12 protein-coding genes are annotated in these 15,186 nt (G+C 67.2%); 6 read left to right on the top strand and 6 right to left on the bottom strand.

Features of this window, described 5'->3' with window-relative positions; translation table 11 throughout:
* The first annotated feature begins 111 nt into the window (after positions 1 to 111).
* From ASD55_RS05975 to rapA, 3 genes are all read left to right on the top strand, one after another.
* Complete coding sequence (locus tag ASD55_RS05975; protein ID WP_056764320.1) at positions 112 to 2,451, top strand: catecholate siderophore receptor Fiu; 2,340 nt, start codon at positions 112 to 114, stop codon at positions 2,449 to 2,451.
* A gap of 66 nt (positions 2,452 to 2,517) precedes the next feature.
* The gene (locus ASD55_RS05970; protein WP_056717901.1) at positions 2,518 to 3,195 is read left to right on the top strand and encodes a Fe2+-dependent dioxygenase; all 678 of its coding nucleotides are present in this window, start codon (positions 2,518 to 2,520) and stop codon (positions 3,193 to 3,195) included.
* Between the two features lie 231 nt (positions 3,196 to 3,426).
* A complete protein-coding gene (gene rapA / locus ASD55_RS05965; RefSeq protein WP_056764318.1) occupies positions 3,427 to 6,267 on the top strand; it encodes an RNA polymerase-associated protein RapA in 2,841 nt (946 codons plus the stop codon).
* Between the two features lie 40 nt (positions 6,268 to 6,307).
* On the opposite strand, the gene ASD55_RS05960 is transcribed toward rapA, so the two are convergent.
* The 4 genes from ASD55_RS05960 to ASD55_RS05945 form a co-directional block, all read right to left on the bottom strand.
* The gene (locus ASD55_RS05960; RefSeq protein ID WP_056764316.1) at positions 6,308 to 6,922 is read right to left on the bottom strand and encodes a rhomboid family intramembrane serine protease; all 615 of its coding nucleotides are present in this window, start codon (positions 6,920 to 6,922) and stop codon (positions 6,308 to 6,310) included.
* Positions 6,923 to 7,059: 137 nt separating this feature from the next.
* Entirely contained in the window at positions 7,060 to 7,785 is a 726-nt protein-coding gene (locus tag ASD55_RS05955; RefSeq protein WP_056764314.1) for a C40 family peptidase, read from the bottom strand.
* A 190-nt stretch (positions 7,786 to 7,975) separates the two neighbouring features.
* Positions 7,976 to 8,704 (bottom strand): YggS family pyridoxal phosphate-dependent enzyme, encoded by a 729-nt coding sequence (locus ASD55_RS05950; RefSeq protein ID WP_056764312.1) that lies wholly within the window; start codon positions 8,702 to 8,704, stop codon positions 7,976 to 7,978.
* A gap of 113 nt (positions 8,705 to 8,817) precedes the next feature.
* Entirely contained in the window at positions 8,818 to 10,233 is a 1,416-nt protein-coding gene (locus tag ASD55_RS05945; RefSeq protein WP_056764311.1) for a M20 family metallopeptidase, read from the bottom strand.
* 206 nt (positions 10,234 to 10,439) lie between these two features.
* Between ASD55_RS05945 and ASD55_RS05940 the strand changes: the two genes are divergently transcribed.
* The 3 genes from ASD55_RS05940 to ASD55_RS05930 all read left to right on the top strand — a co-directional run bounded on the left by ASD55_RS05940 (position 10,440) and on the right by ASD55_RS05930 (position 11,902).
* Complete coding sequence (locus tag ASD55_RS05940; RefSeq protein WP_056764309.1) at positions 10,440 to 10,790, top strand: helix-hairpin-helix domain-containing protein; 351 nt, start codon at positions 10,440 to 10,442, stop codon at positions 10,788 to 10,790.
* Positions 10,791 to 10,883: 93 nt separating this feature from the next.
* Positions 10,884 to 11,357: an SET domain-containing protein gene (locus tag ASD55_RS05935; RefSeq protein WP_056717908.1), complete on the top strand. Its 474-nt coding sequence runs from the start codon at positions 10,884 to 10,886 to the stop codon at positions 11,355 to 11,357.
* 5 nt (positions 11,358 to 11,362) lie between these two features.
* Entirely contained in the window at positions 11,363 to 11,902 is a 540-nt protein-coding gene (locus tag ASD55_RS05930; protein ID WP_056764307.1) for a GNAT family N-acetyltransferase, read from the top strand.
* Between the two features lie 84 nt (positions 11,903 to 11,986).
* On the opposite strand, the gene ASD55_RS05925 is transcribed toward ASD55_RS05930, so the two are convergent.
* Positions 11,987 to 12,904: a hypothetical protein gene (locus tag ASD55_RS05925; protein WP_056764305.1), complete on the bottom strand. Its 918-nt coding sequence runs from the start codon at positions 12,902 to 12,904 to the stop codon at positions 11,987 to 11,989.
* Entirely contained in the window at positions 12,904 to 15,072 is a 2,169-nt protein-coding gene (locus tag ASD55_RS05920) for a M1 family metallopeptidase (protein ID WP_082542648.1), read from the bottom strand. The genes ASD55_RS05925 and ASD55_RS05920 overlap by 1 nt, the downstream gene beginning before the upstream one ends.
* Positions 15,073 to 15,186: the final 114 nt, after the last annotated feature.

Here is a 15,186-nt window from a genome sequence, read left to right as displayed (position 1 = left end):
TGCGCGTTCGGCTGGCCCCGAAACCTGCATCCAGCCAATGCAAGACCTTTGCATGCGCCAGACCCGCCAGGCCCTGTCCGCGTGCAAATCCCGTTCACCCATGGAGCTCTCATGACACCGATCAAATCACGCAAACATCCCGTCGCCTCGCGCAAGCAGGCCTCGACGACGAGCGTGCTGAAGGCGGCAACCCTGTTCACCGGCCTGGCGCTGGCATTTCCTGCGGCCGCCACGGATACCACGCCCGCTGATTTCACCGGCGCGCAAGTGGCGCAGGCCAAGAGCCTGCCCGGCGTGCAGGTGGAAGCGGTCACCGGCAACGACTACCGCGTCGACAAGCTGTCCTCGCCGAAATACACCCAGCCTCTGCTGGACACCACGCAGACCATCAGCGTGATCACCAAGGAACTGATCCAGCAGCAGGGCGCCACCACGCTGACCGAAGCGCTGCGCAACAGCCCGGGCGTGGGCACCTTCTACGTCGGCGAGAACGGCAGCACCAACACCGGCGACAGCATCTACATGCGCGGCTTCGACACCTCGGGCAGCATCTTCGTGGACGGCGTGCGCGACCTCGGCTCGATCTCGCGCGACGTGTTCAACATCGAACAGGTGGAAGTGGCCAAGGGTCCGGCCGGCACCGACTACGGACGCACCGCGCCCACCGGCTCGGTCAACCTGGCCAGCAAGCAGCCGCAACTGGGCGACGGCATTTCCGGATCGATCGGCTACGGCAGCGGCCAGCACCGCCGCGCCACCGCCGACTGGAACCAGACCCTGGGCGCCAACTCCGCATTCCGCCTCAACCTGATGGGCCAGGACAGCGGCTCGCCGGGGCGCGACAAGGTCGAAGCCAACCGCTGGGGCGTCGCGCCGTCGCTGGCGTTCGGCCTGAAGACGCCGACCCGGGTCTACATCGACTTCCTGCACGTGCAGCAGAACAACCTGCCCGACGGCGGCGTGCCGACCTTGGGCCTGCCCGGATACAGCAGCCCGGATGCCACCCGGCCGTTCCTCGCCGACGCGCCGAGGGTCGATCCGTCGAACTTCTACGGCACCACCTCCGACCATGACGACGTCAAGGCGGACATGTTCACCGTCATCGTCGAGCACGACTTCACGACCGACGTGGCGCTGCACAACACCACGCGCTGGGGCCGCACCCACCAGGACTACCTGCTGACCTCGTTCCGCGGCGATACCGCCAACCTGCTCACCCCGGACGCCGCCGATCCCTCGACCTGGACCATCGCGCGCAGCCTGCCGACGTACAAGAACCAGACCAACCGCATCGTCACCAACCAGACCAACCTCACCGCCAGCTTCGACACCGGCAGCGTCACGCACAACCTCAGCGCCGGCATCGAGCTGACCCGCGAAAAGGCCGACACCATCGGCATGGCCACCCTCGCCGGCAGCGCCTGGCCCGCCGCGAATCTCTACCACCCCGAGGCCGACGTCAGCGGGCTGCTTTACGGCAGCAACGGCGCCGACACGCATGGCCAGACCGATACCGAAGCGGCCTACCTGTTCGACACGCTGAAGTTCAACGAGCAGTGGCAGGTCAATGCCGGCCTGCGCCTGGACCACTACCAGACCGACTTTGACAGCATGGTCGTCTGCGGCTCCCGCAACGCCCCGGCCTGCGGCACCCTGCCCGCCGGCAGCGTGCTGCCGGGCGTGGACGCCGACAAGTCCGGCAACCTGCCCAGCTACAAGCTCGGCGTGCTGTACAAGCCGGCTGCCAATGGCAGCATCTATGCGAACTTTGCCGTGTCGCAGGAGCCGCCGGGCGGCAACACGTTGACCCTGAGCGGTTCGGCCAACAGCGCCGACAACCCCAACTTCGATCCGCAGAAGGCCCGCACCGTCGAGCTGGGCAGCAAGTGGGACCTGCTCGGCGAGAGACTGCTGCTGACCGGCGCGTTGTACCGCACCACCGTCACCAATGACCTGGTGCAGGACCCGGTCGACCTGCAGTATTACCAGGTCGGCGAGAAGCGCGTGCAGGGCATCGAGCTGAGCATGGTCGGCAAGCTCACCGACAACTGGGCGGTCAGCGCCGGTTACACCACGATGGACGCCAGGGTGACCAACGGCAAGGCCGTCGCCAACGACGGTTCCAGCGACCTGGCCTATACGCCGAAGAGCGCGTTCACCGCCTGGACCACCTACCACCTGCCGTTCAACCTCACCATCGGCGGCGGTGCCCGTTATGCCGGCGAAATGAAGCGCGGCACCGACGGCGCGATCGGCACGCCGGCGTTCACCGAGGCGTACTGGGTGTTCGACGCGATGGCCAGCTATCCGGTCAATAAGCATTTCGACCTGCAGTTGAACCTGTACAACCTGTTCGACAGGGACTACGTCGCGGCGATCAACAAGAGCGGCTACCGTTACACCCCGGGCACGCCGCGCGCGGCGATGCTCACTGCCAACATCCGCTTCTGATCTGCATGTTCTGATCCCGCGTCGCACGCCCCTGCTCCAGCCGGAGCAGGGTTTCAGGAAACCGCCATGCTGCTGCACATCCCCGACGTACTCACTGACGAACAGGTGGCCCGGATCCGCGCGGAACTGGATGCAGCGGACTGGACCGACGGCCGCGAGACCGTCGGCGCGCAGGGGGCGAAGGTCAAGCGCAACCGGCAACTGCCGGATGCGTCGCCGCTGCGCCTGCAACTGGGCCAGCTGATCCTGCGCGTTCTGGCCGGCAACCCGCTGTATCACGCGGCGACCTTGCCATTGCGCGCGTTGCCGCCCCGCTTCAACCGCTACGAAGGCGGCGGCGAATACGGTTTCCACGTCGATGGCGCGGTGATGGCGCTGTCCGCCGACGCGCAGTTGCGCAGCGACGTGTCCTGCACGCTGTTCCTCAGCGAACCGGACGAGTACGACGGCGGCGAGCTGATCGTCAACGACACCTACGGCGAGCACGAGGTGAAGCTCCCGGCTGGTGACCTGATCGTCTACCCGTCCAGCAGCCTGCACCGGGTCACCCCGGTGACCCGCGGCGCGCGGGTGGCCTCGTTCTTCTGGGTGCAAAGCCTGGTCCGCGACGACAGCCGCCGTCGCCTGCTGTTCGAACTGGACAGCTCGATCCAGCGCCTGACGCAGACGGCTGCCGATCCGGCGGCGGTGCTGCAACTGACCGGCGTCTACCACAACCTGCTGCGGCAGTGGTCGGAGACCTGAGAGGTTGAGTTTTTCAACCTCTCAGGCCGGCCACGGACGGCCGGTCGCGGAGCAGTCACAAGTGACTGATTCGCGTGAGCACGTCCGGGCATGTACCGGACATGCGATGGAAGAAAACCACAGGAAGTGGTTTTCTTCACAGGCGCTGAGCCGGGCCGACTGCAGACAACGGTTCCCACCGCGCGCCGCGGAGCGGATAATTGTCGACCCCCTGCAAAACGCGGCTGAAACATGTTTGTTCCTGGTCAACGCTGGATCTCCTCCGCCGAACCCGAGCTCGGCCTCGGCACCGTACTGCGCGTCGAGGGACGCGGCGTGCAGGTGCTGTTCGCCAAGGCCGGGGTGTTGCGCCCCTACGCGATGGATTCGGCGCCGCTGCTGCGCGCCGAGTTCCGCGCCGGCCAGCGCGTGGCCGGCAAGGGCATCGCGTTCCTGGTCGAGCGGGTGGAGATCCGCGATGAACTGCTGATCTATCGGGGCGAAGGGCGCGAACTGGAGGAAGGCCAGCTCGACGACGAGCAGAGCGTGAGCCAGGCCGACGACCGCCTGATCGGCGGCCGCACCGACACCGTGGCGCACTTCGAGCTGCGCCTGGAAGGCCTGAAGCGGCGCGCCGAGGCGCGCCGTTCGCCGATGTGGGGCCTGGGCGCGGCGCGGATCGGACTGGTGCCGCACCAGCTGCGCGTGGCCGGGATTGCCTCCGCCCGTCGGCCGCCCCGCGTGCTGCTGGCCGACGAGGTCGGCCTGGGCAAGACCATCGAGGCGGGCATGATCATCGCGCGCCAGCTCGCCACCGGCCGCGCCTCGCGGGTGCTGCTGCTGTTGCCCGACACCCTGGTCTACCAGTGGTTCGTCGAGATGCTGCGCCGCTTCAACCTCAGCTTCGCGATCTACGACGAGGAGCGCTGCGAGGCACTCGAACAGGCCGGCGACGCCAGCAATCCGTTCGAGGACGAGCAACTGGTGATCGCCGACTTCGGCTTCCTGGAAAGCTCGCCGAAATATGCGAAGCAATTGCTGGAAGCGCCGTGGGACCTGCTGGTGGTGGACGAAGCCCATCACCTGGCGTGGTCGCCGGAAGCGGCCAGCCCGCGCTACACGATGGTGGAGCAACTGGCCGCAGCGATTCCCGGCGTGATCCTGCTCACCGCCACCCCCGAACAGCTCGGCCGCAGCGGCCACTTCGCCCGCCTGCGCCTACTCGACCCCCAGCGTTACCACGATCTGGACGGCTATCTGGCCGAGGCCGATACCTACCAGGCGCTGTCGAAGATCGCCGACCGGCTGCTCGACGGCGAGCCGCTGGACGACCTGCAGCGCGCCACCCTCGCCGACGCCTTCCACGGCGACGCGGCGCTCACCGAGCGACTGGCCGACTCGACCAGCCCGGCCAATGCCCGCGAACTGCTGGCCGCGCTGATCGATCGCCACGGCACCGGCCGCGCGATGTTCCGCAACAACCGCGCCGGCGTGGGCGGCTTCCCGAAGCGCTTGCCCGAATGGCACCTGCTGGACGCGGACACGGTGGACGAAAGCACGCGCCAGTCGCTGCTGGCCGAGTTCCATGCCGACATCCTGCAGCCGCCGGCGCTGATCGAGGTCGACTACAGCGCCGACCCGCGGGTGGATGCGCTGATCGGCCTGCTGGAGCAACACCCGCAGGACAAGTTCCTGCTGATCTGCCGCAGCCAGGCCAAGGTGCTGGCGCTGGAAGAAGTGCTGCGCACCCGCAGCGGCGTCGGCGTGGCGCGCTTCCACGAAGGCCTCGGCATCATCCAGCGCGACCGCAACGCCGCCTACTTCGCCCAGCCTGACGGCGCGCGATTGCTGCTGTGTTCGGAGATCGGCTCGGAGGGGCGCAACTTCCAGTTCGCGCACCGGCTGATCCTGTGGGATCTGCCGCTGGACCCCGACCTGCTCGAACAGCGCATCGGTCGACTCGACCGCATCGGCCAGAAGCACGACATCAACATCCACATCCTGGCCGTGGCCGACAGCGCCCAGCACGTGCTGGCCCGCTGGTACGACGAAGGCGTCGACGCGTTCCGCATGAGCCCGGCCGACGGCCGCGAACTGCTGCGCCGCTACGGCGAGCTGCTGACCCGGCTGGCCGACGAGCACGCCCGCGGCGACGACAACCGCGACCAGGAACTGGACGCCTTGCTGGCCGAAACCCATGCCAGCCATGAACAGATGGCCGAGCTGATCCGCGGTGGCCGCGACCACCTGCTGGAACTGGCCGCCACCCGCGACCTGCACGCCGACGAACTGCAGCAGGCATTCGCCCGCGAAGACCACGACCCCGCCCGCGACGCCTTCGTGCAGCGCCTGCTGGAAGCGTTCGGCATCCATCCGGAGGAGCTGGGCGGCCAGGTCCTGCTGCTCGATCCGCAATACCTGTCCACCGATGCCCTGCCCGGCTTCGCCGACGGCCCGCAATCGGTCACCTTCGTGCGCGACGTGGCGCTGGCCCGCGAGGAACTGCCGCTGTTGCGGCTCGACCACCCGCTGGTCGCCGGCGCGATGGACCTGGCGCTGTCCGGCGAGCAGGGCAACGCCGCGTTCATGGTCGACGACGCGCTGCCGCCGCGCAGCGCGCTGCTGCAGGCGGTGTTCCTGCTCGAGTGCGTCGCCGATCGCCGGCTCGACGCCGAGCGCTTCCTGCCGATCCTGCCGATCGTGGTCACGGTGGACACCCGGCTCGCCGAACGCGCCGATTTCGAGCCCAGCGACATCGCGCTGCGCAAGGCGGGCGACCGCAACATCGAGGTAGTGCGCTACCGCAAGTTCCTGGGCAAGCTGGTGCCGCCGATGCTGGAGCGCGCCGAGGCACTGGCCGGCGTGCAGGCGAAGACGCGGATCGAGGAAGCCACCGACCTGGCCACCACGACGCTGGATGCCGAGCTGTCGCGGCTGCTGGCGCTGCGTGCGGTCAATCCATCGGTCAGCGAGGCGGAAATCGCCGCGGTCGTCGCCGAACGTTCCGAACTGCTGGGCGCCCTGCCGCAGTCGCGGCTGCGCCTGGACGCCGTACGCTTCGTGGTCAGCGCGGACTTCCTCGCCCTGCGCTGACGCCGGCCCCTGCCCGAACCTCGCAGGGCTGCTTCAGCGCTCAGCGCAGCAGGCGTCGCCGCGACTTCCACGGCAGCCGCCCGCGCCAGTACTGGATCAGCACGATGCCGCCCAGCATGCCGCCGAGGTGGGCGAAGTGGGCGACGCCCGGCTCGATGCCGGTCACGCCCATGGTCAGCTCCGCGGCGGCGTACAGGCTCACGAACAGCCACGCCGGCATCGGGATCGGCAGGAAGATCAGCATCACCTTCTCCTGCGGATACAGCATGCCGAACGCCAGCAGCAGGCCGAAGATCGCGCCCGACGCGCCCAGCGTGGGGCCGACCTGGCCCGGAAAGAACCACAGCACGGCCAGCTGCAACAGCGAGGCGGAGATCGCGCAGACGAAGTAGTAGATGGTGAAATTGCGTACGCCGAAGGTGCGCTCGATGGTGCCGCCGAACATGTACAGCGCGATCATGTTGAACGCGATGTGGGCGAGGCTGCCATGCATGAACGCGCTGGTGACGATCTGCCACACCCCGAACAGGCCCGAACCCAGCGGCCACAGCGCGAAGTTCATCAGCAACGCCTGCCCCATCACCTTCTGCAGCAGGAACACCGCGACGTTGGCGATCAGCAGGTTGCGGGTCACGGGCGGCAGGTCAAAAGGCATCAACAGGTTCCGGAGAGTGCCTTGGCAAGGCGTGGGTGGCTTCGCTTGATGACCGCGCCGCGCCGCTTTCGTTCAGCCACGGCGGGCAGAAAAAAGCCGCCTCGCGGCGGCTCCACGGAAAACGTGTGCGGCCGCGCTCAGCCCTTGTCGGCCACCTGCGCCATCGCTTCCGGGCGCTTGGCGCCGGCGAAGCGCTTGGCCCAGTAGCCTTCCTTCAGGCTGGAGATCTCCACCGACTTGCCGGTGGCCGGCGAATGGATGAAGCGACCGTTCGAGATGTAGATGCCCACGTGCGAAATGGCGCGCTTGCCATGCGTACGGAAAAACACCAGGTCGCCCGGCTGCATGTCGGCCCGCTTGACCTTGAGGCCGGCCAGGAACTGCGAGGCCGAGTTGCGCGGCAGCTGCATGCCCACCGCATGGGCGAACACATAACGCACGAAACCGCTGCAGTCGAAGCCGGTGGACGGGTCGCGACCGCCGCGGACGTAACGGGTGTCGCGCAAGCCCATCGCCACGACCAGCAACGACTTGCGCAGGTCGGTGATGTTGGCGCTGACCTTGGCAGCGGCGGCGCTCTGCTCGCTGGTGTCGGCGGCAACGGGGGCCTTCTCGACGATCATGGCGCCGGCGTCGGGAACCACGGCCTGGGCCAGCCCGGCCGTCGGATTGAATACCGGCAACTGCCCCAGCAGCGGTGCGCTGACGCGCGCGATCGCGGCATCATCGAGCACGGCGGGAGCCGCCGTGGCGGTCTGGCCGGCAACGGCGGCGAGGGGAGCAAGGGACTTCGCTTGAAGCGGAGCGGAAACCAGCAGCACGGAAAGGAGCGCGGTGGCGGCAGTCAGGTGCTTGAAGGACATGCTGGGAAAAATCCCTTGTTGTTCACAGGATTGGCCGCGCAGCAGGTGCCGACGACGTGACGATGGAGTGAACTTAACAAGAAGATGGCGTGCAGATGTTGGATTGAGGTTAACTGAACTCTGCCGTTCCGAAAAATCGGGATAGCGCACACACTTTATACAAGCCAATGATTTCTATTGAAATAATGGTTCAGGCGCCGGCTTCGGGCCAGTAGTGCGAGTCCGGGTAGGAGCGCTGGCCGAAGATCGCCGTGCCGATCCGCACCTCAGTCGCCCCCTCGGCGATGGCGAGTCCGAAATCACCGCTCATCCCCATGGATAACCGTGGAATATCATGACCTTGCAGCATGGACCGGTCGCGCAGCTCGCGCAGCAGCCGGAAGCAGGTCCGTACCTCGTCAGCTTCGACGGAGTGGATGGCCAGGGTCATCAGGCCACGAACGCGCAAGCTGTCGTAGCCGCGCAAGGCGTTCAGGAAGTCGGCCAGCTGTTCAGGCGGGAGACCGTATTTGCTGGGCTCGACGGAGGTCTTCACCTGCACCAGCACGTCGATGCCGCGACCCTCGTGCTGCAGCCGCCGATCCAGCGCCTCGGCCAGTTCCAGCCGGTCCAGCGACTGCACTTCGCTGGCCAGCCGCGCCACGTCTTTCGCCTTGTTGGTCTGCAGGTGGCCGATCATCACCCAGTCGATGCCGCAGTCGGCCAGCAGCGGCGACTTGTCGCGGATCTCCTGCACCTTGTTCTCGCCGAAGCGGTGCATGCCCAACGCCACGCCGGCCCGGATCAGCTCCGGCCCAAAGGTCTTGCTGACCGGGAGGACGTCGACCTCGGCCGGGTCGCGCCCGGCGGCACGGCAGGCCTCATCCACCCGGCGGCGGATGTCGGACCAGTTGGCGGCGAGGTGGGAGGGGGTAGGCATCTTGCGGACTCCGCGGGATAAGGAGTGAGAAATGAGGAGCAAGGAGTGAGAGAGGAGCGAGGCGTGACGCGGCCTTCTCCCACTCCTCACCCCTCTCCTCTCACTCCTCGCTCTCAGCCTTGCGCGAAGTGCTTCGCCACCACCTCGGCCACCACCATGCTGACCTTCTTGCCGGTGGGGATGTGCAGGAACTCGTTCGGGCCGTGGGCGTTGGAATGCGGCCCCAGCACGCCGGTGATCAGGAACTGTGCCTGGGGGAATTTTTCGCCCAGCATGCCCATGAACGGGATGCTGCCACCCTCGCCCATGTAGGTGGCCGGTGCGCCGAAGTGGTTCTGCGAGGCGTCGCTGACCGCCTGTTCCAGCCACGGCGACAGCGCCGGCGCGTTCCAGCCCGAGCCGTCCTTTTCCAGAGTGAACGTGACCTTGGCGCCGTACGGCGGGTCCTTCTCCAGCAGCTGCTTGACGAACTCGCCGGCCTTGGCGCCGCTCAGCGTGGGCGGCACGCGCAGGCTCAGTTTCACCGAGGTGAACGGACGCAGCACGTTGCCGGCGCTTTCCAGCGGCGGGATGCCGCCGATGCCGGTCACCGCCAGCTGCGGACGCCAGGTGCGGTTGAGCACCAGCTCGGCCAGGTCCTTGGTGACCGGCTGCATGCCCTCGACCCAGGGGAACTTGTCGTAGATGTCGTCGCCCAGCACCTCGGCCGACAGCTTGGCCTGGTCGATGCGCTGCTGCGGGATGTCGACGTACAGCTCCTTCGGCTTGATCGTGCCGGTGGCCGGATCCTCCAGCCGCGACAGCAACTCGCGCAGGATGCGGAAGCTGGACGGCACCACGCCGGAGGCGTCACCCGAGTGCACGCCTTCTTCCAGCACCTGCACGCTGAGGTTGCCGCCGGTCATGCCGCGCAGCGAGGTGGTCAGCCACAACTGATCGTAGTTGCCGCAGCCCGAATCCAGGCAGACCACCAGCGACGGGCTGCCGATGCGCTCGGCCAGGTGGTCGACGTAGAACGGCAGGTCGTAGCTGCCCGATTCCTCGCAGGCCTCGATCATCACCACGCAGCGCGCGTGGGGGATGCCCTGCTCGTGCAGCGCCAGCAAGGCGGCCAGCGAACCGAAGATCGCGTAGCCGTCGTCGGCGCCACCGCGGCCATACAGCTTGTCGCCCTTGATCACCGGCGTCCACGGGCCGAGGCCCTCGGCCCAGCCGGTCATTTCCGGCTGCTTGTCCAGGTGGCCGTACAACATTACGGTGTCGTCGCCGGTGCCCGGCACTTCGATGTAGATCAGCGGCGTGCGCCCTTCCAGCCGCACCACTTCCAGCGTGGCACCCGGCAGCTGGCCCAACTTGGAGCGCGCCCAGGTTTCCATCAGCTTCACCGCCGCGTCCATGTAGCCGTGCGCCACCCAGTCCTTGTCGAACATCGGCGACTTGTTGGGAATGCGGATGTATTCCACCAGCTGCGGCACGATCTCGTCGTCCCAGAGGCCACTGACAAAACGCGAGAGGCGGGCAGTATCCATCGGTATCACTCCAGCAGGCAGACAAGTGGGCCATTGTACCAGCGCGCTTCCGTCGCACCGACAACCGGCGGGCTGCGCCCCACACGGGCGCACGACGATCACGCACGCACGGCCTGTCGCACTTCCGACTGCGCGGGGCCGGGCGGCGGCGGGATAGTGCGCCGACGGCACACGGATGCCGTGACCACCGCCCAAGGAGAAAGCCCATGTTCAACAAACTCGTCGCTGTTGCGCTCGCGCTGACCCTCGCCCTGCCCGGCCTGCTGCTGGCGGCCACCCCGGTCAACATCAACCAGGCGGATGCGGCCACCATCGCCAAGTCGCTGGACGGCATCGGCCAGGCCAAGGCCGAGGCCATCGTGGCCTGGCGCGAGGCGCACGGCCCGTTCAAGAAGGCCGACGACCTCAAGCACGTCAAGGGCATCGGCAAGGCCACGATCGAGCGCAATCGCAGCGCGATCCAGCTGGAGGCGGGGGACACGCCCGAGGCGGTCGCCCAGGCCGACGCTCCCGCCAAACCCGCCCACAAGAGCAGGAAGGCCGCGAGCGAGAAATAAGCAGCCCCGGCAGGCCGGCAGTGGCGGCGCGGTCCATGGCGGGCCGCGCCGCTTGCGTTACACTCGCGCGCCCAGCTCACCGCCATCCCGGTCATGATCCTGCCGCGCTATCACATTGCCGCTTCGGCCATCCACGGCGCCGGCAACGGGCTGTTCCTCGACGAAACGGTGGCTGCGGGCAGCATCATCACCGCACCGGACGCCATCACGCAGACCTTCCGCTACGCCGACATCATGGCCTCGGCGGAGCTGCGCGCGCAGTTCCACGCCAGCGCCCGCTGGTTCGAGGATCGCTACACGCTGTCGCCGGACTGGCCCGACGAGTGCTACATCAACCACAGCTTCGCACCCAACGGGCTGTGGCACCTGGGCTTCGTGTTTGCCCTGGCCGAGCTCCCGCCGGGGACCGAGATCACGGTGGATTACCGGCACCTGCTGCCGCCGGGCCAGGCCGAGGATTTTGTCGATTCGGTCACAGGTGAGACAATCACCGGATTGTCCTGGCAAGAAAGCCTCGCCAGCAGCACTCATGCACTGGCCGAACTGCTGGTTGCCGCCCACCGCTGATCGTGATGTTTGATATCCCAACCATTGAAACGGCGCGTTTGCGCCTGACTGCGCTGACCGAACGTCATTTCGACGACTACGCCTCGATGCTGGCCGACCCTGCCAGCACCCGCTGGATCGGCGACGGCCAGCCACTGGACCGCACCAATGCCTGGCGCTCGCTGGCCATGCTGCTGGGCCACTGGCAACTGCGCGGCTGCGGCATGTGGGCGCTGGAACTGAAAGCCACCGGCGAGTTCATCGGTCGCGCCGGCCTGATGTATCCCGATGGCTGGCCCGACCTGGAAATGGGCTGGATGCTCAAGCCCGAACACCGCCACCACGGCTACGCCACCGAGGCGGGAACGGCGGTGCTGGAGTTCGCCTGGAACCAGCTGCACGCGCAGCGGGTGATCAGCCTGGTGCGCATCGGCAACGAAGCTTCGGACCGGGTCGCCGAAAGGCTGGGCGGCGAGCACATCGAAGACATGGACTTCTACGGCAGTCACAGCCACGTGTTTGCCTACTACCCGCCGCATCGCGAGCCGCACCGCGCCTACGGCTGAGCTCCACGACCCGGCTCTCCGCTGGCGCGCCGGAAAACCAGCGCCAACAAATGGCGGAGGGCGTGACCGCCCTCCGCCCCGTCATCAAAGCGCTGGCGGCAACCCGCTGGCGGAGCGCGACGAGACCAGCGAGCGGGCCACCTCGGCCAGCGCGAACAGGCGCGCCACCCGCATCCAGCCGATCACCAGCACCACCAACTGGGCCAACAGCACGGCCATGACCAGTCCGGCCACGCCCACCGCAGGCGTGTTCACCCGCCCGATGCCGATCGCCATGGCGATCGCGTAGCCGACCACGCTGATCAGCAGATAGCTGAGCAAGGTGCTGAGCGGACGACGCAGCAACTGCATGAAGCCGCGGCCCAGGGCGCGGGTGGCCGAACGCAGCCCGCTATCCGCGATGAACGCGGCGCGGCTGGACTCGACAATCGACTGGGCCAGCACGAACAGCACGCCGGCGACGAACAGCGCCAGGTGCGAGGCCCGGTCGGCCTGCGACTGCAGGACGGCCTTGTCACCCACGTCGTCGGCCATGTGCATCGCCACGCCGATCAGGGCGCCCATCACCACGTAGGGCAGGATCGACCACAGCATCAGGCGGAACATGCGACCGTATTCGACGATGCCGCACTGGAGCAAATGACTGAAGCCCAGCGTGCGACCCGCGCGGCCGGTGCCCACCACCATGCCGGTGAGGAATGGCGACAGCAGGGCGGTCAGCAACATGCCCAGCAAGGCGATGCCGCCGAACCAGTTGGACATGTTCAGTGCCGTCATGACGTCACTGAACATGCTGCCGTTGAAGCGTGTCGCCCACTCCTGCGCATGGATCGAATGATCCAGCACGCTGCTCAGCGCGCGCCAGATCGGCAGGCTGACCACCGCCGTCGGCAACAGCAGCAGCAATACCCACAGCAGCAGCAACCGCCACTGCATGGCGGCGAACGGCGCGCGCATCAGGGCGGCCGAATCCACGCGGCGTGAAATGCGTCCGGTCTTCATCACAGCGTCCCCATCAAGGCGTAGAAAGTCTGAAAGAAGGAGGCGACATCCGCACTCCAGCGGCGCGAGGCTGCGCCATCGGCCTTGATCGTCCGACTGTCATTGAGCGAATTGGCATCCAGCACGATCTTCCGGTCGGGGTCCACCGTGGCCGACACCGCCTTGACCGGCTTGGTGAAGCTGATCCGCTTCCAGCGACTGGCGTCGTCCCACTTCACCGTCTCGCTGCTGTCGTCGGCGAACTTCACCAGCACCGTGCGCGGCACCGCCGCACCGGTGCGGCGCACCGTGATCGTCGACAGCCACGGATATGGACCGCCATGCCTGGCGTCCTTGTGCGCCTTGTCCCAGGCCGCGCGGGCGTCGTCGATCTGCTTGTCGACGCCCTTCGCGGTCAGGGTGACGCGCTTGCCGTCGCGAATCACGGTACCGGTGCGCGGCACCTGTTCCTCGTTGTCGATCGAGATCACGCTGGCGTCGACCTTGTCGGTGCCGTAGACCTGTGAGGCGAAGATCGCATGCACCAGCTCCGGCTGGCCCGAACCCTCGGCCAGTGCATCGCGCAGGTCGGCGGCGTCGGGATGGCGGAACTTCCAGCGCTCGTAGTACAGCTTCATCGCCTTGCCCATCACCTCGTGACCGAGCAGGTTCTCCAGCGTGCGCATGGTCGCCGCGGTACGCGAATACACCGACCCGTAGCTGCTGCTGGACATGCGGTCCCACGAGTTGGAGTCGAGCGAATCGGCCGGCACGCCGATGCCGACGACACCAGACAGCCGCTCGGCTTCGAACGGGGTCAGCCGCGGTGCAAAACCCAGCTTGCTCAAGAACGACGTGGTGGCCCAGATGTCCTGCTTGCGATCGACCAACATGCGATCGTCCCAGTACTGGTTCATGCCCTCGTCGAGCATCGGCTCCTCGAATTCGTTCGAACCGAGCAGGCCCATGAAATAGCCATGGCCGAACTCGTGGATGGTGACGAAATCGATCGCGTACTGGCTCAGCGTGTCGGGCGTGACCTTGTCGTAGCCCTCGGCGGTGAAGAAGGTCGGGTATTCCATGCCGCCAGCCTCGCCCGCGTTGTACGGAGGCACCACGGCGGTGATCGTCCTGTACGGATACGGGCCCAGCGTGTCGGAGAAATAGGTCAGCGAATCGGTGGTGGCCTTCAGCACCGGCTGCGCGCTCGCCTCGTACTCGGGCGGATAGATCACCTGCACGTCGACCTTGGGGCTGCCCGGCCCGGTCCAGCTGGTGCGCTGCACCTTGTAGCCCGGCGCGGCGACCCAGGCGAAGTCCTCCACATCGGTCTGCACGAAGTGGTGGGTGACCTTGTCGCCGCTCTCGACCGGCGCGCCCTGCTCCTCGCCTACCGAGCCCACGGTGTAACCCTTCGGCACGGTCAGCTTGACGTCGTAGTTGCCGTAGTCGGCATAGAACTCGCTGTGGAAGTGGAACTCGTGCGCGTTCCAGCGCGGCGCCGTGGCACCGCGCTCGCCGGGCAATTCCAGCACCGCGATCTTCGGGAACCACTGGCCGACCAGATGGAAGTCACCGAACCAGCCGGTGCGCTCGACCACGCGCGGCAGCTGGTCGTGGAAGTCGATGTCCAGGCTCAGCGTGCCCTGCGCCGGCACCGCCTGCGGCAGGTCGAGCTCGACCACGGTCTTGTCGGTCTTCGGGCCGCCGTCGGGCTGCACGAAACGCCAGCTCACGTTCTGGCCACCCTGCTGCACCTTGTTCAACTCGATGTAGCCCCACTCGCCCTTCTTCAGGTCGGCGTTGCCGCGCGAGTGGCCGCTGCCGGAGAACAGGCGCCGCTCGGTGAAGAACGTGCTGCCCGGGCCTTCGAACGCGTTGAGGTACAGGTGCAGGTAGATCTTGCTGACCGGCTGGTTGCTGCGGTTGCGCCAGGTCATCGTCTGCTTCGCGTCGACCGTGTGCGTGGCCGGGTCCAGCGTGGCCTGGATGGTGTAGCTCACCACCTGGTCGGACAGCGTGGCCGGATGCTCGCCACGCGGGCCACCCCACGCGTCGGGTGCGCTGGGCACCTGGAAATTCGCCGCATCTGCCGAGACGAACGGAATGTCGGCGGCGACCGCACCGGCACTGGCCGGAGCCATCACCTGGCCGGCCGTCGTGCTGGCGGACGCAGGCGTCTGCGCCATGACCGGACATGCCGCGACCGACAAGGTCACGGCACACAAATACCCCCACTTGCGTGCAATTCGCCGCATGTTTGTCACTCCCCTGGACAATCCCCACAGATTGCGCCCGTCAGG

This window comes from Rhodanobacter sp. Root561 (assembly GCF_001427365.1).
Taxonomy (GTDB): domain Bacteria; phylum Pseudomonadota; class Gammaproteobacteria; order Xanthomonadales; family Rhodanobacteraceae; genus Rhodanobacter.
The sequence above is the reverse complement of the archived record's forward strand: the minus strand, read 5'-3'. Positions and strand labels throughout refer to the sequence as shown.